The sequence below is a fragment of the Streptomyces collinus Tu 365 genome (assembly GCF_000444875.1).
In the GTDB taxonomy this organism is placed as follows: Bacteria; Actinomycetota; Actinomycetes; order Streptomycetales; family Streptomycetaceae; genus Streptomyces; species Streptomyces collinus_A.
The window spans coordinates 5,647,158-5,669,786 of sequence record NC_021985.1; the positions used below are offsets into that span (position 1 = coordinate 5,647,158).

A 22,629-nucleotide genomic window follows, 5' to 3' on the forward strand; every position below is an offset into this window, starting at 1 on the left:
GACGCCCGTCCTAGGCTCCGAGCCTGGGCAGGCACGGTCGGGGAGGGGCGTGATGGAGGCGGTTCCGGCGAGGGCACGGGCCTGGGTCGCCTGCGTCGCCCTGTCGGTCGTCCTGTGCGCCCTGCCGTTCCCGGACACCCGCACCCCCTGGTGGGCGCTGACCCTGCTCGCCGGCCTGTACGCCGCCTGCGACCACGTCGTACGGCGTCGTCTGGGCGGCACGTTCTACCCCGTCCTGCTCGCCGGGGCCTTCCTGCTGCCCCCGCCCGCCGCCGCGCTCGTGCCGCTGCCGGCCGCCCTGCTCGCCCGCGACGAGGAGCGGCCCGTCCGGCTCCGCCGGGTGTGGCGGGCCGCGCGGCCCGCGCTCGCCGTGTGGGGCGCGGCGCGGGTCCACTGGTCGCTCGGCGGCCGTGACGCCGTCGTCGCCTGCCACTTCCCCTACGTGCTCGTGCCCGCGGGCGCGGCCGTCCTCGCCTTCTGCCTGGTGCTCGCCGTGCTCGACGGCGGGATCCTGGCGGCGGGCGTGGGGGTGCCGCCCACCCCGCTGAGACCGTGGGGGCGGATGTCGCCGCGCCCGTCCTGGGGCGGGTTGCTGTTCCGCTCCCTCGCGCCGGTCGCGGTGCACGGACTGGCCGGGCTGATGATGGCCGTCCTGTGGCGCAGCCGCTACGGGCCCGTCGCCGCGCTGCTCGTGCTGCTGCCCATGTGCGTCTCCTGCTGGGTCTTCGCCCAGTACCACCGGGAGCGGGCCGCCCACCAGGCCACCATCCGCGCGCTGGTGCAGGCCGTCGACATCAAGGACGGCTACACCCGCGGCCACAGCGAACGGGTCGGCCAGGCGTCCGTGCTGATCGCCCGCGAACTCGGCATGGACGACGCGCGCGTCGAGGTGCTGCGCTTCGCGGGCATCCTGCACGACGTCGGCAAGCTCGGCGTGCCCACCCGGCTGCTGCGCAAGGACGGCCCGCTGACGCCCGAGGAGCGGCGGGTCATCGAGCTGCACCCCGAGTACGGCCACGAGATGGTCCGCGGGATCTCCTTCCTCGGCGAGGCCCGCGCGGCCATCCTCCACCACCACGAACGGCTCGACGGCAGCGGCTACCCGTACGGACTCGCGGGCGGGCAGATCCCCGAGTGCGCCCGCGTGGTGGCCGTCGCCGACGCCTTCGACGCCATGACCTCCACCCGCTCCTACAGCCGGGCCCGGCCCGTCGAGGCCGCGGTCGCCGAGCTGCGGCGGTGCGCCGGGACCCACTTCGACCCGCGGATGGTCACCGCGCTCGCCGACGCGCTGGGCCGCGACGGCTGGCACCCGGCCGTCACCGCCGACGAGACCTCGCCCGTGGTCCCGGCCCAGCAGCCGGCCGCCGGCAGCCCGAGCGGAGCGGGCCGGTGACCGCCCTGCGGATCGTGCACACGGGCGCCGGCCTCACCGCCGGCGCCTGCCTCGCCGTCAGCCTGTGGACCGGGATCGAGGACCGGGGCGTGGCGCTCGCCTTCGGGGTGCTCATAGCCGTCGGCGAGCTGACCCGGTGGAGCGGGCCCCAGGTCCGGCAGGCCGCCCCGCTGGGCACCGCCGGATCACTGTCGTACGCACTGCTCGGAGCGGACGCCGGACACCCCACCCAGCACGGCGCCGCACAGGTCGTCACCGTCGTCCTCGCCGCTTCCCTGCTCGGCGGCGTCCCGCACCTGTGGTCCGGCCGCACCCCGACCCTCGACCACCTGGCCCGCCGCGTCCTGACCGTCGGCTTCGCCGCCGTCTGCTTCCAGCCCCTGTACCTGGGGGGCGCCCTGGCGGGCTGGGACGGCCCCGGCTACGCCCTGCTCGTCGTGGCCCTGCTCGTCCTGACCGCCCTGTGCGACGCCGTCCTCGCCGCCGCGCTCGCCCACTCCCGCACCGGCTGGCCCTTCGGCCCGCAGCTGCGCGAGGAACTGCGCGGACTGCTCGGCATCGGGTCCGCCGTGTGCGCGACCGGCGCGGTGATGGCGCTCGCCGTCGCCGTCGCCGGGCTGTGGGCACTGCCGGTGTTCTGCCTGCCCCTGCTGCTCACCCAGCTCTCCGTGCGCCGCTACGCCGCCGTGCGCGCCACCTACCGGCAGACCATCGCCTCCCTGGCCCGCGCCACCGAGATCGCCGGCTACACCCCCGCCGGGCACGCCCGCCGGGTCGCCGCGCTCAGCCTGGCCGTCGGCCGCGACCTGGGCCTGCCCGGGCCCGCGCTGACCGTCCTGGAGTACGCCGCCCTCATGCACGACATCGGCCAGCTCAGCCTGGTCGACCCGGTCCCGGCCGGCGCCACCGCCGCCCTGCCCCGCGAGGAGCAGCGGCGCATCGCGCTGCTCGGCGGGGCCGTCGTCCGGCAGACCGGGGTGGACGCGGCGGTCGCCGTCGTCGTCGAGCGGCAGGCCGACCCCTGCGCGGACCAGCCGCCGGCCGCGCGGATCATCCGGGTCGTCAACGCCTACGAGGAGAAGGCGCGCGACGCGGGGCCCGACGGACCGCTGCGTGCCCTGGAGGAGCTGCGCCTGGCCACCGCGGGGGACTACGCTCCGGAAGTCGTGGAGTCGCTCGCCCGGGTGCTGTCGGGGGCCGGGGGTGGCGCGGCAGCACGGCAGGCGACGGCGCCGGAGCGCGGCCCGACTGTCTGACCCAGCGCGTGACGGGGTAACCCATGGGTAATGAGCGCCCCTCCCGCCGTACGTGGTTGGATGCGAGGGAGAGGGTGTTCGGGGGCACAAGCCAGCCCACGTGCGGAACTGGAACTGGCAGGCGGGAATCGTGAGGATCTTCGGCAAGGGACGGCACCGGCCCTCCGCCTCCTGGCGGCAGGCCACCGACAGGGCGTTCACGCTCATCGGCGACGGCCGGTACGAGGACGCGGGCGAGCTGCTGACACGCGCCGCCGACCTGGAACCCTGGCTGTCGGAGTCCTGGTTCAACCTCGCGCTGCTGCACAAGTTCCGGCACGACTGGGAGCAGGCCCGCGCCGCCGGACTGCGCGCCGTGGCCCTCCTGGACCGCGAGACCGGCGCTCCGGACTGGTGGAACGTGGGCATCGCCGCGACCGCCCTGCAGGACTGGCCGCTGGCCCGCCGCGCCTGGCAGGCGTACGGGCTGCGGGTGCCCGGCGGCACCTCCCGGCCGAAGGCCGGGGCAGGGGCCGCCGCCTCCGGCGAGCCGCTGGGCATGGAGCTGGGCAGCGCGGCCGTACGGCTCTCCCCGGAGGGCGAGGCCGAGGTGGTCTGGGGCCGCCGGCTGGACCCGGCGCGGATCGAGGTGCTGTCCATCCCGCTCCCGTCGTCCGGACGGCGCTGGGGTGAGGTCGTGCTGCACGACGGCGTCCCGCACGGCGAGCGCACCACGTCCGCGGGGCACTCCTACCCGGTCTTCGACGAGATCGAGCTGTGGGCGCCCTCGCCGGTCCCCACCTGGGTGGTGCTGCTGGAGGCGGCCACCGAGGCCGACCGGGACGCCCTGGAGCAGCTCGCCGCCGACGCCGGGTTCGCCGCCGAGGACTGGTCCTCCTCGGTGCGGCTGCTGTGCCGCATGTGCTCGGAGTCGCGGATGCCCTCGGACGAGGGCGACGGCGTGCACCTGGACCCGCACGACCACAGCGAGCCGGGGCACCCCGGGCCGCTCGGGCACCGCACGGACGGGCAGCTGTGGGTGCCGGAGCGGGAGTGCGGGGTGGCCGCGCCCGCCGCGCTGGTCCGTGGGCTGCTGGACGGCTGGGTCGCCGACAGCCCGGACTCGCGCGACTGGCGGGATCTCGAAGAGGTGTGCTGACGGCATCGCGCGCCGCGGACCCGCAGCGGGCCGGTCGCACGGTTCCCCGCGCCCGTGACAGGGCGTTGCACGTACCCTGTATCAGCATCACTCCCAGTATTTGTGCAGGAAGGCTTACGTCGGTCATGGCGCAGCAGGACACCGATCAGCAGCACGCGGGCGTGCTCCCCGTCGACGACGAGGGGTACGTCGTCGACACGGAGGGCTGCGAGGAGCGCGAGAACGCCTGGCGCGAGCGCGGCACCTCGCGGCCGATCACCGTCGTCGGCAACCCCGTGCTGCACACCGAGTGCAAGGACGTCACCGAGTTCGGCGCGGAGCTCGATCAGCTGGTCGCGGACATGTTCGCCAGCCAGCGCACCGCCGAGGGCGTGGGCCTGGCCGCCAACCAGATCGGCGTGGACCTGAAGGTCTTCGTCTACGACTGCCAGGACGACGAGGGTGTCCGGCACGTGGGCGTGGTGTGCAACCCGAAGCTGGTGGAGCTGCCAGCCGACCGGCGCCGGCTGGACGACAGCAACGAGGGCTGCCTGTCCGTGCCCACGGCGTACGCGCCGCTCGCGCGCCCCGACTACGCCGAGGTCACCGGCCAGGACGAGAAGGGCAACCCGATCAAGGTCCGGGGCGGCGGCTACTTCGCGCGGTGTTTGCAGCACGAGACGGACCACCTGTACGGCTACCTCTACATCGACCGGCTGTCCAAGCGGGACCGCAAGGACGCGCTGCGGCAGATGGCCGAGAACGAACCACGCTACCCCGTGGTCGCCAACGGCTGAGAGACGCGGCCGAGACGTACGGCGACCCTGCGGGAGCAGCCACGACGTCATCGACGACGCCCGGTCGGGAGCTTTCCCGACCGGGCGTCGTTCGTTTGTTCGTCGCATGATTCCCGGCATGTTGGGGTGGTGAGTGAAGCAAATCCGTTCCCATAACGGTCAGTTGTAGTGCTGAATGTAAGAGCGGGGATACGCAACGGCGCACGCCCGGCACGGCACGGAGGGGTGTTGCGCTCCTGGCGGCTGAGAGGGGACTGTTCGTGCACGCTTTCTCACACGGCACCACATCGTCGACAGCGGTCGCGGTACCGCCGTCTCTCGCCCTCCCGGTGATCGAGGACGTGTTTCCCCGGCAGCTCCACCCGTATTGGCCGAAGCTCCAGGAGAAGACCCGGCTGTGGCTGCTCGAAAAACGGCTCATGCCGGCGGACAAGGTGCGGGAATATGCCGACGGTCTTTGCTACACGGACCTGATGGCGGGGTACTACACGGACGCCTCCGAGGAGGTGCTCCAGGCCATCGCCGACTACAGCGCCTGGTTCTTCGTCTGGGACGACCGCCACGACCGGGACATCGTGCACGGCCGCCCGGACGACTGGCGGCGCCTCAGGCACCGCCTGCACGCGGCCCTCGACTCCCCCCGGCACCATCTGCACCACCCGGACGCCCTGGTTGCGGGGTTCGCGGACAGTCTGCTGCGGTTGTACTCGTTCCTGCCGCGCACCTGGAACCGGCGTTTCGCCCGCCACTTCCACGAGGTGATCGAGGCCTACGACCGCGAGTTCCGCAACCGGACCGCGGGATACGTCCCGAAGGTCGAGGAGTACCTCGCCCTGCGCCGGCTCACCTTCGCGCACTGGATATGGACGGACCTGCTGGAGCAGGGCGCCGGCTGTGAACTCCCGGACCCGGTGAGGAAACACGCGGCATATCGCAGGCCGGCCCTGCTGAGCCAGGAATTCGCCGCCTGGTACAACGACCTCTGCTCGCTGCCCAAGGAAATAGCGGGCGACGAGGTGCACAATCTCGGAATCAGTCTCGTCACACATGAGGGGTTCACCCTCGAAGAGGCCGTGGACGAGGTGAGGCGACGCGTCGAGGAATGTGTCAGCGAATTCCTGGAGGCCGAGCGCGAGGCCCTGCGGTTCGCCGACGGGCTCGCCGACGGAACCACGCGCGGAAAGGAATTGAGCGCCGCCGTGCGCGTCTGCGTCGGAAACATGCGGAACTGGTTCAGCTCCGTCTACTGGTTCCACCACGAGTCAGGCCGGTACATGGTCGACAGCTGGGACGACCGGTCCACGCCCCCGTACGTCAACAACGAAGCGGCAGGTGAGAAATGACCGTCGAGTCTGTGAAGCCCGTGACCCCGCGGACACCGGAACTGCGTGAGCCGCCGCTGGCCGGCGGCGCCGTCCCGGGCCTCGGCCACGGCCTGAAACTGGTCCGCGACCCGCTGGCCTTCATGTCCGGCCTGCGCGAGCACGGTGACGTCGTGCGCCTGAAGCTCGGCCCGAAGACGGTCTACGCCGTCACCACCCCGGCGCTCACCGGCGCCCTCGCGCTCAGCCCCGACTACCGCATCGACGGACCGCTGTGGGAGTCCCTGGAGGGCCTGCTGGGCGAGGAGGGCGTGGCGACCGCCAACGGCCCCCGGCACCGCCGCCAGCGGCGCACCATCCAGCCCGCGTTCCGGCTCGACGCGATCCCCGCCTACGGCCCGGTGATGGAGGAGGAGGCGCACGGGCTGACCGAGCGCTGGAAGCCGGGCGCGACCGTCGACTGCACCGCGGAGTCGTTCCGTGTCGCCGTGCGCATCGCCGCCCGCTGCCTGTTGCGCGGCGAGTACATGGACGAGCGCGCCGAGCGGCTGAGCGCCGATCTCGCCACCGTCTTCCGTGGTATGTACCGCAGGATGGTCATCCCGCTCGGACCGCTCTACCGGCTGCCGTTCCCGGCCAACCGCGAATTCAACCGGGCACTGGCCGATTTGCATCTGCTGGTCGACGAGATCGTCGCCGAGCGGAGGGCATCTGGTCAAAAGCCGGACGATTTGCTGACGGCATTGCTGGAGGCGAAGGACGACAATGGCGACCCCATCGGGGAACAGGAGATCCACGACCAGGTGGTCGCGATACTCACCCCCGGAAGCGAAACAGTCGCCTCCACGATCATGTGGTTGCTCCAGGTGCTCGCGGAACACCCGGAACACGCGGAGAAGGTGCGCGCGGAGGTTGAATCCGTGACCGGTGGCCGGCCCGTCGGATTCGCCGACGTCCGGGAGCTCAGGCACACCAACAATGTGGTCGTGGAAGCCATGCGGCTCAGGCCCGCCGTTTGGATATTGACCCGGCGCGCGGTGACCGACACCGAGCTGGGCGGCTATCGCATTCCGGCCGGGGCGGACATCGTCTACAGCCCCTACGCCGTCCAGCGCGACGCCCGCTCCTACGACCGCCACCTCGACTTCGACCCGGACCGCTGGCTGCCCGAGCGGGCCAAGGAGGTGCCGAAGTACGCCATGAGCCCGTTCAGCGTGGGCAACCGCAAGTGCCCCAGCGACCACTTCTCCATGGCCCAGCTCAGCCTGATCACCGCGGCGATCTCGGCGAAGTACCGCTTCGAGCAGGTCGGCGGGTCGGACGACAGCACCCGCGTGGGCATCACGCTGCGGCCGCACCGGCTGCTGCTGAGGCCCCTGCCCTGGTAGCCCGCGGCCGGGCGGCGCCGGCGCGCGTTCAGGCGGCCTGCGGGCCGCGGAACGTGCGCCGGTAGGCCACCGGGGTGGTGCCCAGCGCGCGGACGAACTGGTGGCGCAGCGCGGCCGCCGTGCCGAAGCCCGTGCGCGAGGCGATCGCCTCCATGGTCTCGTCCGTGCCCTCCAGCAACTCCTGGGCCAGCAGCACGCGCTGGCGCAGGATCCAGCGGTAGGGGGTGGTCCCCGTCTCCTGCTGGAAGCGGCGGGCGAAGGTGCGCGGGGCCATGTGGGCGCGGGCGGCGAGCTGTTCGACGGTCACCTCCCGGTCGAGGTGCCGCTCCATCCACGCGAGGACCTCGCCGACGGTGTCGCACGGGGCCTTGGGCAGCGGCCGCTCGATGTACTGCGCCTGGCCGCCGTCGCGGTGCGGCGGCACCACCATGCGCCGGGCGATCCGGTTGGCGACCTCCGGGCCCTGTTCCCTGCGGACGAGGTGCAGACAGGCGTCGATGCCGGCCGCGGTGCCGGCGGAGGTGATCACCGGGTCCTCGTCCACGTAGAGCACGTCCGGCTCGACGGTCAGCCGCGGGTACTGGCGGGCCAGCTCGTCCGCGTGGTGCCAGTGCACGGCGCACCGCCGGCCGTCCAGCAGTCCGGCCGCGGCGAGCACGAAGACGCCCGAGCAGACGCTGAGCACCCGGGCGCCGCGGTCCACACCACGGCGCAGGGCGTCCAGCAGCTCGGGCGGGAAGGGCCGGGAGGCGTAGTGGGAGCCGGCCGGCACGGCGATCAGATCGGCCGAATCCAGTCGCTCCAGGCCGTGCTCCACGTGCAGCGAGAAACCCGCGTTCGAACGCAGGGTGCGGCCTTCGGCCGAGGCGACGGCGAAGTCGTACACGGGCAGGCCCTCGTCGCTGCGGTCGGTGCCGAAGACCTCGCACACGACGGCCAGCTCGAAGGGGTTCACGCCGTCGAGGAGGACGGCGACCACGTTGCGCAGCATGCCGTCAGTGTGCCTCGCCGCTGGCAGTAAATCGAGGGTGCGCGGCAGTCCTGCCACTCCCGGTAAGGAGTGTCAGGCGAGACAGTGGTGTCTATGACTACGGCACAGACAGAAGGACTGCTCGGCATGGTCGCCGTGATCGGGATCCTGGGCCTCCTGGTCCTCCCGGCGGTGATCGGCATCGTGCGGGACCGGATCATCGACCGTCAGATCAGGAGGGCCCAGGAGGCCCCCGAAGCCCGGGAGACCCGGGCCGGAAGGAGGGATCAGAAGTCCTCGTCCAGGTCGACCGTGCCTTCCACCGCGACCTGGTACGCCGACGGGCGGCGCTCGAAGAAGTTCGTCAGCTCCTGAACACCCTGCAGCTCCATGAAGGAGAACGGGTTCTCCGAGCCGTACACCGGCGCGAAGCCGAGACGCGTCAGACGCTGGTCGGCGACGCACTCCAGGTACTGGCGCATCGACTCGGTGTTCATCCCCGGGAGGCCGTCACCGCACAGGTCGCGCGCGAACTGCAGCTCGGCCTCGACGGCCTCCCGCAGCATGTCGGTGACCTGCTGCCGCAGCTCGTCGTCGAAGAGGTCCGGCTCCTCCTTGCGGACGGTGTCGACCACGTCGAAGGCGAAGGACATGTGCATCGTCTCGTCGCGGAACACCCAGTTGGTGCCGGTGGCGAGGCCGTGCAGCAGGCCCCGGCTGCGGAACCAGTAGACGTACGCGAAGGCGCCGTAGAAGAACAGGCCCTCGATGCACGCGGCGAAGCAGATCAGGTTCAGCAGGAACCGCCGGCGGTCCGCCCGGGACTCCAGGCGGTCCAGCTTCTCCACCTCGTTGATCCACTTGAAGCAGAACCCCGCCTTCTCGCGGATGGAGGGGATGTTCTCCACGGCCGCGAAGGCCGCCGCCCGGTCGTCCGGGTCGGGCAGGTAGGTGTCCAGCAGCGTCAGGTAGAACTGGACGTGCACGGCCTCCTCGAAGAGCTGCCGGCTCAGGTAGAGCCGCGCCTCGGGGGAGTTGATGTGCTTGTACAGCGTCAGCACCAGGTTGTTCGCGACGATCGAGTCGCCCGTCGCGAAGAACGCCACCAGGCGGCCGATGAGGTGCTGCTCCTCCGGGGACAGCTTCGCGAGGTCGGCCACGTCCGAGTGGAGGTCGACCTCCTCCACGGTCCAGGTGTTCTTGATGGCGTCGCGGTAGCGCTCGTAGAAGTCCGGGTAGCGCATCGGACGCAGGGTCAGTTCGAAGCCCGGGTCGAGCAGGTTCTGGTGACGGGTGGTCATTACTGGCAGGCCTCGCAGGACTCGGGGTTCTCAAGGGAGCAGGCGACCGCGTCGGGGTCGGCGGCCTGCTGGACGGGGATGGCGGCCTCGGCCCGCGCCTGGCCCTGGGCGGCCCGGGCGATCCGGGTCGCCGGACGGGAGCGCAGGTAGTACGTCGTCTTCAGGCCCGACTTCCAGGCGTAGGCGTACATCGAGGAGAGCTTGCCGATGGTCGGCGTCTCCAGGAACAGGTTCAGCGACTGCGCCTGGTCCAGGAACGGGGTGCGGGCGGCGGCCATGTCGATCAGACCGCGCTGCGGGATCTCCCACGCCGTGCGGTACAGCGCCCGCACCTCGGCCGGGATCCAGGCGAAGTCCTGCACCGAGCCGTTCGAGTCGCGCAGCGCCTCCCGGGTCCGGGCGTCCCACACGCCCAGCTCCTTCAGGTCCTGCACCAGGTAGGAGTTCACCTGGAGGAACTCACCGGACAGCGTCTCGCGCTTGAACAGGTTGGACACCTGCGGCTCGATGCACTCGTACACGCCCGCGATGGAGGCGATGGTCGCGGTCGGCGCGATCGCCAGGAGCAGCGAGTTGCGCATGCCCACGGAGGCGATCCGCTCGCGCAGCGCCGCCCAGCGTTCCGGCCAGGTCAGCTCCACGTCGTAGTGGTCCGGGTGCAGGACGCCGCGGGCGGTGCGGGTCTTCTCCCAGGCCGGCAGCGGGCCGTTGCGCTCGGCGAGGTCGGCGGAGGCCTCGTAGGCGGCCAGCATGATCCGCTCGGCGATCCGCGTGGACAGGGCCCTGGCCTCGGCGGAGTCGAAGGGCAGGCGCAGCTTGAAGAAGACGTCCTGCAGGCCCATCGCGCCCAGGCCCACCGGACGCCACTTGGCGTTGGAACGGCCCGCCTGCTCGGTGGGGTAGAAGTTGATGTCCACGACGCGGTCGAGGAAGGTGACGGCGGTGCGGACCGTGGCGTCCAGGCGCTCCCAGTCGAGGTCGCCGTCGGTCACGAAGGCGCCGAGGTTGACCGAACCCAGGTTGCAGACGGCCGTCTCCCCGTCGTCCGTGACCTCCAGGATCTCGGTGCAGAGGTTGGAGGAGTGCACCACGTGGCCCGCGGTCGCCGTCTGGTTGGCGGTGCGGTTGGCGGCGTCCTTGAAGGTCATCCAGCCGTTGCCGGTCTGCGCGAGGGTGCGCATCATGCGGCCGTACAGGTCGCGGGCCGGGATGGTCCGGCGGGCGAGCCCGTCCGCCTCCGCCCTGCGGTAGGCCGCGTCGAACTCCGCGCCCCACAGGTCCACCAGTTCCGGCACGTCCGCCGGGGAGAACAGCGACCACTGCTCGTCGGCGTTGACCCGGCGCATGAACTCGTCCGGGACCCAGTGCGCCAGGTTCAGGTTGTGCGTACGGCGGGCGTCCTCACCGGTGTTGTCGCGCAGCTCCAGGAACTCCTCGATGTCGGAGTGCCAGGTCTCCAGGTACACCGCGGCCGCGCCCTTGCGCCGCCCGCCCTGGTTCACGGCGGCCACGGAGGCGTCCAGGGTCTTCAGGAACGGCACGATGCCGTTGGAGTGCCCGTTGGTGCCGCGGATCAGCGAACCGCGGCTGCGGATGCGGGAGTACGACAGGCCGATGCCGCCGGCGTGCTTCGAGAGGCGGGCCACCTGGTGGTAGCGGTCGTAGATGGAGTCCAGCTCGTCCAGCGGCGAGTCGAGCAGGTAGCAGGACGACATCTGCGGGTGCCGCGTGCCGGAGTTGAACAGCGTGGGGGAGGAGGGCAGGTAGTCGAGGCGGCTCATCAGCCGGTAGAGGGCGGCGACCTCGTCCAGGGAGCGGACCGTGTCGTCCTCGGCGAGGCCCGACGCCACCCGCAGCATGAAGTGCTGGGGCGTCTCGATCACCTTGCGGGTGATGGGGTGCCTCAGCAGGTAGCGGCTGTGCAGGGTGCGCAGGCCGAAGTAGCCGAAGCGGTCGTCGGCCGCGGTGTCGACCAGCGCGTCGAGGCGGTCGGCGTGCAGCCGGACGAACTCCGCGGTGCGGTCGGCGATCAGGCCCTCGCGGTGGCCCACGGCGACGGACCCGGTGAAGGAGGTGACGCCCTGCGAGGCGGCCTCGGCGCGCACCGAGACGGTCAGCAGCCGGGCGGCCAGCCGGGAGTAGGCCGGGTCCTCGGAGATGAGTCCGGCGGCCGCCTCGGTGGCCAGCTCGCGCAGCTCCGCCTCGTCCGCCCGCGCGGACCGGCCGCGCAGCGCGGCCGCGGCCACCCGGCCGGGGTCGGCGTCGGGGAGGTCGGCGGTCAGCTCGGTCAGGGTCCGCAGCAGCGCGGCACCGGGACCGTCGGCGTTCGGGTCGCTGACCGGAGCCGGATCGGCGGGCGCGATGGTCACGTGGGGCTCTCCCTCGCTCGGCACGGGGGCCCGGCGGAGGGCAGCGGGCGGCGACGGCACGAGGGCGCACGACGTCGCGTCCACCGGCCCACTCCACGAGGCCCGGACGTCTGGGGGCACCCGGACCGGACGGCCGGGCGCGCGCTGACGGCAGGTCCTCGGACTGGACAGGCGCGCGGATGCACGCAAGTACACCGTTGCGGGACAGTTCCGGATTCGCACCGGATTCCCCTGCGGCGACAGCGAGCATGAGCATACATCTAGTGCCGGGCTGTGGTGTCACCCCCAGATGTTGTGTCTGTCGCGAGGTGCGGTGGCTCCAGAGGGTCAGCTCGCGGACCGCCAGAGTGACGAGCGGCGGCCCCCGCCTGGCGGCCGGGGGACGGCCCGGGGACGACACGGAGCGGGCCGCCGACATGGCGTCGGCGGCCCGCTCCCGGTGTGCCGTCCGGTCAGTGGCCGGCGCCCGCCGTGGCCGGCGGGAGCTCCACCTGGACCCCCGCGTCGCCCGCGTCCGCCGTGTAGTCCTCCGGCCGGGTCTCGTCGAGGCCCTCGGGGGCCTTCACGGCCTTCAGGACGAACGTGAGGACCACCGTGACCACCACGTTGAGGACGAACGCCGTGAGACCGATGTAGCCGATCTCACCGATGCCCGGGATCTCCTTCGCGGAGCCGCCGAAGTGCTTCTGCGTCGGGGAGGCGACGCCGTAGGCGGCGAACGTGCCGTAGACCATACCGACCGCCCAGCCGGCCAGCAGCGCCCAGCGGTGGAACCAGCGCGTGAACAGACCGCCGACCAGGGCCGGGAAGGTCTGCAGGATCCAGATGCCGCCCAGCAGCTGGAAGTTGATGGCCACCGTCTTGTCCATCGTCAGGACGAAGACCAGCGCGCCCACCTTCACCAGCAGCGACACGACCTTGGAGACCTGCGCCTCCTGCTTCGGCGTGGCGTCCGGCTTGATGAAGTCCTTGTAGATGTTGCGCGTGAACAGGTTCGCCGCGGCGATGGACATGATGGCCGCCGGCACCAGGGCACCGATGCCGATCGCCGCGAAGGCCACGCCCGCGAACCAGTCCGGGAACATGTCCTCGAACAGCTGCGGGATCGCCAGCTGCCCGTTGGTGACCTTGACCCCGGCCGCGATCGCCATGAAGCCGAGCAGCGCGAGCAGGCCCAGCATCAGCGAGTACAGCGGCAGGATCGTGGTGTTGCGGCGGATCACCTCACGGCTCCTGGAGGACAGGGTCGCGGTGATCGAGTGCGGGTACATGAACAGCGCCAGGGCCGAGCCGAGCGCCAGCGTGGCGTAGGTCCACTGACCGGCCTCCGGCGGGACGAGCGCGCCGCGCGGCTTGCCGGTGGCCGGGTTGACCTGGCTGAACGCGGCGCTCGCCTTGGCGAAGACGTCGTCGAAACCGCCCAGCTTGATCGGGATGTAGATGATCGCCACCGCGATGACGATGTAGATCAGCGCGTCCTTCACGAACGCGATCAGGGCGGGGGCGCGCAGACCCGACGAGTAGGTGTACGCGGCCAGCACGCCGAAGGCGATGAGCAGCGGCAGGTCCTTGACGAACCAGTTGGTGTTCTCGCCGCCGCCGACGCCCATCACGTCCAGCACCGCCTGGATGCCGACGAGCTGGAGCGCGATGTACGGCATCGTCGCGAGGATGCCGGTGAGCGCCACGGCCAGCGACAGGCCCTTGGAGCCGAAGCGGCCGCGCACGAAGTCCGACGTCGTCACATAGCCGTGGCGGTGCGAGACCGACCACAGGCGGGGCAGGAACGTGAAGATCAGCGGGTAGACCAGGATCGTGTACGGCACCGCGAAGAACCCGGCCGCGCCCGCCGCGTAGATCGCGGCCGGTACGGCGACGAAGGTGTACGCCGTGTACAGGTCGCCGCCGAGCAGGAACCAGGTGACCCAGGTGCCGAACGACCTGCCGCCCAGGCCCCATTCGTCCAGCGAGTGCTCGTTGTCGGCCTTGCGCCAGCGCGCGGCCAGGAAGCCCATGACCGTGACGGCCAGGAAGAAGAAGATGAAGACGCCGAGCGCGACGCCGTTGACGCCGTCCTTCACTTCGCCGCACCCCCGTCCGGAGTCCGGCGGCCGCGCTGGTCGCGCAGCCACAGCCGGTGGGCGAGCACGGTGAGCGCGGTGGAGATCAGCACCCACAGCATCTGGTACCAGTAGAAGAACGGGATCCCGATGAACGCGGGGTCCGTCTTGGCGTACGAGCCGACCCACAGCATCGCCACGAAGGGCGCGACGAGGCACAGAGCGATGATCACGCGGACCGGTGTCACCACCGGTGGTCTCACTTCAGGCGTTTCGGACATGCCACGGCTCCGTCCCCTCGCTGATCAACCTGTGTAATGCGCAGGCAATCTAGGTGACGGTGTCGCCGAAGCGGAAGACCCCGTCCGCATATCGGCATGCCGATTTCGCGGTTGACGTGTGAAGACGCCGGACCGGCCGCGGGACGGGCCGGTTCACCGGGTTGACCGGGTCACTCCACCGGGCGCTTGAGACGGGCCACGAACTTGTACCGGTCGCCGCGGTACACCGAACGCACCCACTCCACCGGCTTGCCCTCGCGGTCCAGGGAGTGGCGCGAGAGCATCAGCATCGGCAGACCCACGTCGGTGCCCAGCAGGCCGGCCTCGCGCGGGGTGGCCAGCGAGGTCTCGATGGTCTCCTCGGCCTCGGCGAGATGGACGTCGTAGACCTCGGCCAGGGCCGTGTACAGCGAGGTGTACTTGACCAGCGAGCGCCTGAGCGCCGGGAAGCGCTTGGCCGAGAGGTGGGTGGTCTCGATGGCCATCGGCTCGGCGTTGGCCATGCGCAGGCGCTCGATGCGCAGCACGCGGCCGCCCGCCGTGATGTCGAGCAGCTCGGCGAGCCGGTCGTCGGCCGTGATGTACCCGATGTCCAGCAGCTGGGAGGTGGGCTCCAGTCCCTGGGCGCGCATGTCCTCGGTGTACGAGGTGAGCTGGAGCGCCTGCGAGACCTTCGGCTTGGCGACGAAGGTGCCCTTGCCCTGGATGCGTTCGAGCCTGCCCTCGACGACGAGTTCCTGCAGGGCCTGGCGGACGGTGGTGCGGGAGGTGTCGAACTCGGCCGCGAGCGTGCGCTCGGGCGGTACCGGCGTGCCGGGCGCCTGCGTCTCCGTCATGTCGAGCAGGTGCTTCTTCAAGCGGTAGTACTTGGGCACGCGCGCGGTACGGACCGTCGTCCCGGCCTCGTTCTCCGCACTGCCGACGTCGGTGCTCATGCTCTGCCTTCCCGGCTCCTGATGCCGAAAGCGACCGACATCCCATCGGCCACGGCTCACATCGTGGCACGGCTTCGTGTGTCAGGGATCCATCCGCACGGTCCGTGACCTCCTCTATATACCCGGGGACCCGGTGTTGGTCTAGTCCAAAGCCCCGGCCGTCCCCGTGGCCGTTCCCGCCCGGTGCCCGGCTAGATCCCCTGCCAGTCGGGCTTTGCGGCGTAGGTGTGCCGGAAGTAGTCGGCCAGCTTGAGCTTGGAGGCGGCTGCCTCGTCGACGACCACCGTGGCGTGCGGGTGCAGCTGGAGCGCGGAGGCCGGGCAGACGGCCGCCACCGGCCCCTCGACGGTCGCGGCGACCGCGTCCGCCTTGCCCTCGCCCGTCGCGAGCAGCACCAGGTGCCGGGCCTCCAGGATGGTGCCGATGCCCTGCGTGATCACGTGGTGCGGCACCTGCTCGATGTCGCCGTCGAAGAAGCGGGCGTTGTCGACCCGGGTCTGCTCGGTCAGGGTCTTGATCCGGGTGCGCGAGGCGAGCGAGGAGCACGGCTCGTTGAAGCCGATGTGCCCGTCGGTGCCGATCCCGAGCAGCTGGAGGTCGACGCCGCCGGCCCCGGCGAGCGCCCGGTCGTACGCCTCGCAGGCCGCCTGGACGTCCGCGGCGGTGCCGTCCGGGCCCATGAACGCGTCCATGCCGATCCCGAGCGGCTCCAGCACCTCCCGGCGCAGCACCGAGCGGTAGGACTCGGGGTGCTCGGCGGGCAGGCCCACGTACTCGTCGAGCTGGGCGATGCGGGCCCGCGAGGTGTCCACGGCACCGGAGCGCACCTTGGCGGTCAGCGCCTGGTAGACGGGCAGCGGGGTGGAGCCGGTGGCCACCCCGAGGAGCGCGTCGGGCTTGCGCCGCAGGAGCTGGGCCATGGCCTCGGCGATCAGCTCGCCGCCCGCCGCGGCGTCCGGAACGATGACAACTTCCACGCTGGGCCTGCCGTTCTGAAGGAGCCATGAGGAGCTATGTGGTTTAGACCAATCTAACAGGATCGGGAGGGCCGCACCATGCCGTTCCCGGGCCCTCGCGCCGGGCCGGTCCGGAGCCGATCGCCGAAAATTGCCCCCGCCATCCGGCCCCGCTGCCGACCCGGGCGGGCTAGGCTTCGTGGCATCGCGTGCCAGTGGCTGTGCCACGACCCCTGCCCCCGCGCGCATGGACACGCCCTCGTGGTCTAGTCCACAATGCACGGGGGGCTTCGCAGGGAAAACTGAAAAGCTTCCGTCTTCCCCGCACAGGAGGACGGACCGAGGAACCGGTGCTCTCTGCCCTGACTGCCCCGGCTCCTCGACCTTCGGCCGACCGGGACCGCACACCCCACGGCCGATGATGCTCCGGGCTGCGGTGCCGGGAGGGCTGAGGGTCCCTCTCAGGCGCCGCGGCCCGCGGGTGTTTTTTCGGCCACTCACGGCCCGGGTACGCTCACAAGGTGCCCTCCATGAACGAACTCGTACGCCAGCACACGGCCCTCGACGACTCCGACCTCGAGTGGCTCCACCTGCTGGTCTCGGAGTGGCAGCTGCTCTCCGACCTCTCCTTCGCCGACCTGGTGCTGTGGGTCCCGACGCTGGACGGCGCCCGGTACGTCTCCATCGCCCAGATGCGGCCCAACACCGGCCCGACCTCCTACCAGGACGACATGGTCGGGCATCTGGTGCCGCGCGGCCGGCGGCCCATGCTGGACGCGGCGCTGGACGAGGGCCGGATCGTGCGCGAGGGGGACCCGGAGTGGCGCGAAGAGGTCCCCGTGCGGGTCGAGTCGATCCCGGTGCGCCGTGAGGGCCGCGTCCTCGGTGTCATCGCCCGCAACACCAACCTGCTGACCGTCCGCACCCCGAGCCGCCTGGAGCTGACCTATCTCCAGAGCGCCTCGGACCTCGCGCAGATGATCGCCGCCGGCTCCTTCCCGTTCCCCGACCAGCAGGTCGACATGGACGCCTCGCCGCGCGTCGGCGACGGACTGATCCGGCTGGACGCGGACGGCGTCGTCCAGTACGCCTCCCCGAACGCCCTGTCCGCCTACCACCGCCTCGGCCTCGCCACCGACCTGGTCGGCCAGCACCTCGGGCAGACCACCGCCGAACTGGCCCCGACCCGGGGCCCGGTGGACGAGGCGCTCGCCAAGGTGGCCAGCGGCTGGGCGCCGCGCGAGTTCGAGATCGAGACCAACGAGGGGGTCATCCAGTTCCGGGCCATCCCGCTCAAGCCCAAGGGAACCCGCATCGGCTCACTGGTGCTGTGCCGGGACGTCACCGAACTCCGGCGCCGTGAACGTGAGTTGATCACCAAGGATGCGACCATCCGGGAGATCCACCACCGGGTGAAGAACAACCTCCAGACGGTCGCCGCCCTGCTGCGGCTGCAGGCCCGCCGCATCGGTTCCGAGCGCGGCCGGGAGGCGCTGGAGGAGGCGGTGCGACGGGTCGGCTCGATCGCCATCGTCCATGAGACGCTTTCTCAGAACCTGGACGAGCGGGTGGAGTTCGACGACATCGCCGACCGGGTGCTCGCGATGGTCGCCGAGATCTCGCCGGGCAAGGTGACCGGCCGGCGCAGCGGACGCTTCGGGATACTCGACGCGGAGGTCGCCACACCGCTGTCCATGGTGCTGACGGAGATCCTGCAGAACGCCCTGGAACACGGCTTCCGCGAGGGCGACACCGGCACGGTCGAGGTGTCCGCGGTCCGCGGCGGCACCACCAAGGAGGCCCGGCTGCTGGTCACCGTCCAGGACGACGGGGTCGGGCTGCCCGAGGGCTTCGACCCGCACCGCTCGGGCAACCTCGGCCTGCAGATCGTGCGGACGCTGGTCGAGGGCGAGTTGGGCGGCACGTTCGACATGGTCCCGGCGCCCGAGCGCGGGACCCGGGTGATCCTCGACATCCCGGTGCGCGCCCAGAAGTGACGGCGGGGGCACACCGGTCGTGCGGTCGTGCCCGCCGTGGTGCGCGGGCCGAGGTGCGCGGGCCGTGGCGCGGCGGGCAAGCAGAAAGCCCCGGACCACTGTGGGTCCGAGGCTCGTGCTCGTTGCTGCTCTGCTCTCGCTAAGCGCATCGGGGGTACTGCGCGCTGCGGCTCGGGGGCGGGAGATGCGTGCTCGCTGCACGCGCCGCCAAGCTCAGGCTGTCAGCAGGGGTGGGAGTGTCAGGCGGAGGCCTGACGGGCCCGGTTGCGAGCGGCGCGGCGCTTCATGGCGCGGCGCTCGTCCTCGCTGAGACCACCCCAGACGCCGGAGTCCTGGCCGGACTCGAGCGCCCACTGCAGGCACTGCTCCATGACGGGGCAGCGACGGCAGACGGCCTTGGCTTCCTCGATCTGCAGCAGCGCAGGACCGGTGTTGCCGATGGGGAAGAAGAGCTCGGGGTCTTCCTCGCGGCAAACGGCGTTGTGACGCCAGTCCATGGCTGCTACCTCTCCTTGGTATTACGTGCAAGTTGCTTGTGAATGTGAACGCTTTCACGAATCCCTCAACAAGTGAAGGGCCGACCGCCGAGTCTTCCCCGGCGTGGTCCTTGGTTTGAAGAGGGGTTCCGGTGATCAGTGGAGGCCGGTCTTGCGGGCCGTCCCGATCGCCACGTAGAGACTCGCAAACCTCAGCGGCGGATACAACCCCTTCAGAAAAGTTTTTTTTGATTCCTCGGTGTCGACTGGGTCACAGCCGTACTTCCATGGGGTGGATCCTGGCCTAAACGTTCGAGTGAAAGGACTTTGGCCTCTTCCGCTCACACAATCACACGCAGTGCGCGGCGTACGCCTGTGAACGTCACGCTCGTACGCAGTCCCAGGTGGTCGCCGTCCATCTGAAGGGGGAGGGGGACCTTCGAATGCAAGGTGAACCGGTCCAGGTCGTGCAGGGAGAGGGCGTGCTTGCCGTGGGGCCCGCGCTCGGGGGACGAAGTGAGCAACTGGGTGCCATACCGGGCAACCGCGGCCGTCGACAGGCGGCTGAGACCGAGCACGTCGATGCCGGTATCGAACGAGGCCTTAGGTGACGTGTACATCGGGCGATTGCCGAGATACGTCCACGGGGACGTGTTCGAGACTATGGCGACGACCAGGTCGGTGATCGCGTCCGCGCCGTCCCGCTCCAGCGTGATCGGGCCGTGCCGGCGGTGCTGCTCGCCGAGGAACTGCCGGACCACCTGACGCACGTACAGCGCGTGGGTGGACTTCTTGCCCCGCTCGCGCTGCTGCTCGACCCGGCCGACCACGCCCGCGTCGAAGCCGAGACCGGCGTTGAAGGTGAACCAGCGGTCCGGCACCGCCTCGTCCTCGGTGCCGGGTGTGCCCGAGGTCAGCCCGAGGCCGACGACCCGCTCGCTGCCCAGGCGCAGGGCGTCCAGGAGGGCGCCGGTGGCCTCGACGGGGTCGTTGGGCAGACCCAGGGCGCGGGCGAAGACGTTGGTGGAACCCCCGGGGACCACGGCGAGGCCGGGCAGCCGGTCCGGGTCGGGGCCGGCGTGCAGCAGGCCGTTGACCACCTCGTTGACGGTGCCGTCGCCGCCGAGGGCCACGACGAGGTCGATGTCGTCGCTCTCCGCGGCCTGCCGGCCGAGGTCGCGGGCGTGGCCGCGGTACTCGGTGGTGACCGCCTCCAGCTTCATCTCGCTCGCCAGCGCGTGGATCAGCACATCACGCCTGCGTGCGCTTGTGGTGGTTGCCGCCGGATTGACCACGAGGAGTGCACGCATGGATGGCAGCGTACCTACTGGGGGGTACCCGGCCCAGACCGAGGTAGGGATCGGGTAAGAGGCGGGCGCGTGAGTCTGGACACTCCGGACGCCGGGCCGGGGCCGCTCCGCCCCGGGCCGCGGCGCGGGGCACGGCTACCCTTCAAGGGTGAGCAGCGAGCAGAACCCCACCCAGAACGACGGCGCCACCGACGTGACCGAGGCCGGCGGCGGCAGCGGCGACACCGCCGGAGCGCGCCCGCGCCGGCTGACGTACGCGGCGGCGCTCTCGGCGCTGGAGGGGATCGCCCTCCTCGTCGGCGGCGTCTGGATCCTCGTCCTCGGGCTCACCGGCGACCCGGACGACCGGCAGCAGGCCGTGACCGGCGGGGTCACGCTGGTGGTGCTCGCGCTGCTGCCGCTGCTGGCCGCGCGCGGCCTGCTGCTCAGGCGCGGCTGGAGCCGGGGGCCCGCCGTCATCACGCAGATCATGGCGCTTCCGGTGGCCTACAACCTGCTCAAGGCCGACAGCATGGCCATCCCGGGCGGTATCGCCCTGGCCGTCGCGGCCGTGGCGTCCCTGGTGCTGCTGGTGAATCCGGCGACGACCCGGGCCCTCGGGATCAAGGGGCCGGGCCGGGCGGAGTAGGCGCCGCCCGCTCCGGTACCGCTCCTACTCCTCGACCAGCAGCTTCTCCCGCAGCTGGGCGAGGGTCCGGGCGAGCAGCCGGGACACGTGCATCTGCGAGATGCCGACCTCCTGCGCGATCTGCGACTGGGTCATGTTCCCGAAGAAGCGCAGCAGCAGGATGCGCTTCTCCCGCGGCGGCAGGTCCTCCAGCAGCGGCTTGAGGGACTCGCGGTACTCCACGCCCTCCAGCGCCTCGTCCTCGGCGCCGAGGGTGTCGGCGACCGCCGGGGACTCGTCGTCGGTGTCGGGGACGTCCAGGGACAGCGTCGAGTACGCGTTCGCGGACTCCAGGCCCTCCAGGACCTCCTCCTCGGAGATGGCGAGCTTCTCGGCCAGCTCGTGCACCGTGGGGGAGCGGCCGTGCAGCTGGGACAGCTCCGCCGTCGCAGTGGTCAGCGACAGGCGCAGCTCCTGGAGCCGGCGCGGCACGCGGACCGCCCAGCCCTTGTCGCGGAAGTGCCGCTTGATCTCGCCGACGACCGTCGGCGTGGCGTACGTAGAGAACTCCACCCCGCGCTCGGGATCGAAGCGGTCCACCGACTTGATCAGCCCGATGGTGGCGACCTGGGTCAGGTCGTCCAGCGGCTCACCGCGGTTGCGGAAGCGGCGCGCCAGGTGCTCGACGAGCGGCAGGTGCATACGGACCAGCCGGTTGCGCAGCTCCGCGTACTCCGCGCTGCCCGCGTTCAGCTTGCGCAGCTCGACGAACATCACGCGCGCCCCGCTGCGGTCCTGGGGGTCGTGCTGAGGGGTCGGCGCGGCCTCCGCGCCCGGCGCGCCGTCCTCCGCGTATCGCTCGTGCTCGCTCATCGTCCCGCCCGTAGCCCTTCCCCGAGCCCTCGCCTGCGCGCGGGCGGCGGAGCCGGCCGTCCCACGTCCCTCGGCAGGCGTGCTCTGCGCGGCACCGTCGCCGGCGGCCTCCGCGGAGTCCTCCTCCGGGTGTGGCCTGGCCTGCTCGGGGATGCCGTCGATGCCGTCCGCCATGCGTCGGGATGCAGCCGTGGACTCTCGGTCCCCCGTCGGCAGCTCCCTTGTGCCGCGCTCTTCGTCCCGCACCGGCCCGTCCCCGTTCCTCACGCCGGCCCGGGGCCCGCGCCGCGCTGTTTGTAGAGGCTGATCGACACGGTCCTGTCCTCGTCCACGGCGGACGAGACCTTGCCCGCCAGGGCCGAGAGCACGGTCCACGCGAAGGTGTCCCGCGAGGGGGCGTGGCCGTCGGTGGTCGGCGCCGACACCGTCACTTCCAGCGAGTCGTCGACGAGCCGGAAGACACAGCTCAGCACCGAGCCGGGCACGGCTTGTTGCAGCAGGATCGCGCAGGCCTCGTCGACGGCGATGCGCAGGTCCTCGATCTCGTCCAGGGTGAAGTCCAAACGGGCCGCCAGGCCGGCCGTGGCCGTCCGCAGCACCGACAGGTAGGCACCCGCAGCCGGCAGCCGGACTTCCACGAAGTCCTGGGTCGCGGGCTCGCCTGCGATCTGGGACACCCTCACCTCCATGGTGGTACAAGCTATACGGGGCCGAGGGTCGCCCCCCGGGGTAACGCACACGTGGTTCCGCGGTGACGCTATCGCGCTCCGAACGTATCTGTCCCCGGGACCCCAACCCCCTGGCGTCACTCACAGTAAAGCTGTGGATACGCTCCGTGTCTAGAGGGTCAGCGGCCCCAAAAGGGAAGAGCGTGCGCCGGGTTGACGTACCCCGGCGTCAGACGCCCGAACCGTCGGCGGTCACGGCCGCGTGCCGTCCCTGTGAAGTGTCACACGAGAACGTGGTCGACGAAGCACCACCGCCAGTCCTCGCCGGGCTCGAAGGTCCGCATCACGGGATGACCGGTCGTCGCGTGGTGCTCCGTGGCGTGCCTCCCGGGCGAGGAGTCGCAGCAGCCGACGTGGCCGCAGGTGAGGCACAGGCGCAACTGCACCGGGTGCGTACCGTCCCGCAGGCACTCGGGACAGGTCGCGTCGAGCGGCTCGGGCTCGTCGAGCGGCAGCGCGTCGGTGTGCGTGCACTGTTTCATGATTGCCA

20 protein-coding genes and 1 riboswitch are annotated in these 22,629 nt (G+C 71.3%); of the genes, 8 read left to right on the top strand and 12 right to left on the bottom strand.

What is annotated here, in order from left to right; translation table 11 throughout:
• The first annotated feature begins 52 nt into the window (after positions 1–52).
• The 6 genes from B446_RS24690 to B446_RS24715 all read left to right on the top strand — a co-directional run bounded on the left by B446_RS24690 (position 53) and on the right by B446_RS24715 (position 7,276).
• Entirely contained in the window at positions 53–1,396 is a 1,344-nt protein-coding gene (locus tag B446_RS24690; RefSeq protein WP_020942158.1) for an HD-GYP domain-containing protein, read from the top strand.
• Entirely contained in the window at positions 1,393–2,652 is a 1,260-nt protein-coding gene (locus B446_RS24695) for an HD-GYP domain-containing protein (RefSeq protein WP_020942159.1), read from the top strand. The genes B446_RS24690 and B446_RS24695 overlap by 4 nt, the downstream gene beginning before the upstream one ends.
• A gap of 130 nt (positions 2,653–2,782) precedes the next feature.
• On the top strand, positions 2,783–3,790 hold the full coding sequence (locus B446_RS24700; RefSeq protein WP_020942160.1) for a tetratricopeptide repeat protein: 1,008 nt from the start codon (positions 2,783–2,785) through the stop codon (positions 3,788–3,790).
• A 125-nt stretch (positions 3,791–3,915) separates the two neighbouring features.
• Positions 3,916–4,566 carry a peptide deformylase gene (gene def, locus B446_RS24705; protein ID WP_020942161.1) on the top strand — a complete coding sequence of 217 codons (651 nt, stop codon included), beginning with the start codon at positions 3,916–3,918 and terminating at the stop codon, positions 4,564–4,566.
• A gap of 260 nt (positions 4,567–4,826) precedes the next feature.
• Positions 4,827–5,909, top strand: a complete 1,083-nt coding sequence (cyc1, locus tag B446_RS24710; RefSeq protein WP_106960606.1) for an epi-isozizaene synthase — start codon at positions 4,827–4,829, stop codon at positions 5,907–5,909.
• Positions 5,906–7,276, top strand: coding sequence for a cytochrome P450 (locus tag B446_RS24715; protein ID WP_020942163.1), 1,371 nt, complete (start codon positions 5,906–5,908; stop codon positions 7,274–7,276). Before cyc1 ends, B446_RS24715 begins: the two co-directional genes overlap by 4 nt.
• 28 nt (positions 7,277–7,304) lie before the next feature.
• Here the strand turns inward: B446_RS24715 and B446_RS24720 are convergent, their stop codons facing one another.
• The 7 genes from B446_RS24720 to nagB all read right to left on the bottom strand — a co-directional run bounded on the left by B446_RS24720 (position 7,305) and on the right by nagB (position 16,169).
• Positions 7,305–8,267 (bottom strand): GlxA family transcriptional regulator, encoded by a 963-nt coding sequence (locus tag B446_RS24720; RefSeq protein ID WP_020942164.1) that lies wholly within the window; start codon positions 8,265–8,267, stop codon positions 7,305–7,307.
• Between the two features lie 266 nt (positions 8,268–8,533).
• Complete coding sequence (locus tag B446_RS24725; protein ID WP_020942165.1) at positions 8,534–9,547, bottom strand: ribonucleotide-diphosphate reductase subunit beta; 1,014 nt, start codon at positions 9,545–9,547, stop codon at positions 8,534–8,536.
• Positions 9,547–11,916, bottom strand: coding sequence for a ribonucleoside-diphosphate reductase subunit alpha (locus B446_RS24730; RefSeq protein ID WP_020942166.1), 2,370 nt, complete (start codon positions 11,914–11,916; stop codon positions 9,547–9,549). The genes B446_RS24725 and B446_RS24730 overlap by 1 nt, the downstream gene beginning before the upstream one ends.
• A 131-nt stretch (positions 11,917–12,047) precedes the next feature.
• A riboswitch (cobalamin riboswitch) is annotated at positions 12,048–12,182 on the bottom strand.
• Positions 12,183–12,368: 186 nt separating this feature from the next.
• Positions 12,369–13,997, bottom strand: a complete 1,629-nt coding sequence (mctP, locus tag B446_RS24735; protein ID WP_020942167.1) for a monocarboxylate uptake permease MctP — start codon at positions 13,995–13,997, stop codon at positions 12,369–12,371.
• The gene (locus B446_RS24740; protein WP_106960607.1) at positions 13,994–14,257 is read right to left on the bottom strand and encodes a DUF3311 domain-containing protein; all 264 of its coding nucleotides are present in this window, start codon (positions 14,255–14,257) and stop codon (positions 13,994–13,996) included. Before B446_RS24740 ends, mctP begins: the two co-directional genes overlap by 4 nt.
• A gap of 170 nt (positions 14,258–14,427) precedes the next feature.
• Positions 14,428–15,192, bottom strand: coding sequence for a GntR family transcriptional regulator (locus tag B446_RS24745; RefSeq protein ID WP_020942169.1), 765 nt, complete (start codon positions 15,190–15,192; stop codon positions 14,428–14,430).
• Between the two features lie 191 nt (positions 15,193–15,383).
• Positions 15,384–16,169: a glucosamine-6-phosphate deaminase gene (nagB, locus tag B446_RS24750; RefSeq protein ID WP_020942170.1), complete on the bottom strand. Its 786-nt coding sequence runs from the start codon at positions 16,167–16,169 to the stop codon at positions 15,384–15,386.
• A gap of 509 nt (positions 16,170–16,678) precedes the next feature.
• Between nagB and B446_RS24755 the strand changes: the two genes are divergently transcribed.
• Entirely contained in the window at positions 16,679–18,145 is a 1,467-nt protein-coding gene (locus tag B446_RS24755) for a sensor histidine kinase (protein WP_020942171.1), read from the top strand.
• 239 nt (positions 18,146–18,384) lie between these two features.
• On the opposite strand, the gene B446_RS24760 is transcribed toward B446_RS24755, so the two are convergent.
• Both B446_RS24760 and B446_RS24765 read right to left on the bottom strand, forming a co-directional pair.
• Positions 18,385–18,642 (bottom strand): WhiB family transcriptional regulator, encoded by a 258-nt coding sequence (locus B446_RS24760; RefSeq protein ID WP_016639615.1) that lies wholly within the window; start codon positions 18,640–18,642, stop codon positions 18,385–18,387.
• 320 nt (positions 18,643–18,962) lie between these two features.
• Entirely contained in the window at positions 18,963–19,931 is a 969-nt protein-coding gene (locus B446_RS24765; RefSeq protein ID WP_020942172.1) for a diacylglycerol/lipid kinase family protein, read from the bottom strand.
• Between the two features lie 148 nt (positions 19,932–20,079).
• On the opposite strand from B446_RS24765, the gene B446_RS24770 reads away from it, so the two are divergent.
• A complete protein-coding gene (locus tag B446_RS24770) occupies positions 20,080–20,559 on the top strand; it encodes a hypothetical protein (RefSeq protein ID WP_020942173.1) in 480 nt (159 codons plus the stop codon).
• Between the two features lie 24 nt (positions 20,560–20,583).
• Here B446_RS24770 and B446_RS24775 read toward each other — a convergent pair whose 3' ends face one another.
• From B446_RS24775 to B446_RS24785, 3 genes are all read right to left on the bottom strand, one after another.
• Positions 20,584–21,657, bottom strand: a complete 1,074-nt coding sequence (locus B446_RS24775) for an RNA polymerase sigma factor SigF (protein WP_234967548.1) — start codon at positions 21,655–21,657, stop codon at positions 20,584–20,586.
• Positions 21,658–21,674: 17 nt separating this feature from the next.
• Positions 21,675–22,088, bottom strand: coding sequence for an anti-sigma factor (locus B446_RS24780; protein WP_006136266.1), 414 nt, complete (start codon positions 22,086–22,088; stop codon positions 21,675–21,677).
• A 272-nt stretch (positions 22,089–22,360) separates the two neighbouring features.
• A complete protein-coding gene (locus tag B446_RS24785; protein WP_020942175.1) occupies positions 22,361–22,621 on the bottom strand; it encodes a UBP-type zinc finger domain-containing protein in 261 nt (86 codons plus the stop codon).
• Positions 22,622–22,629: the final 8 nt, after the last annotated feature.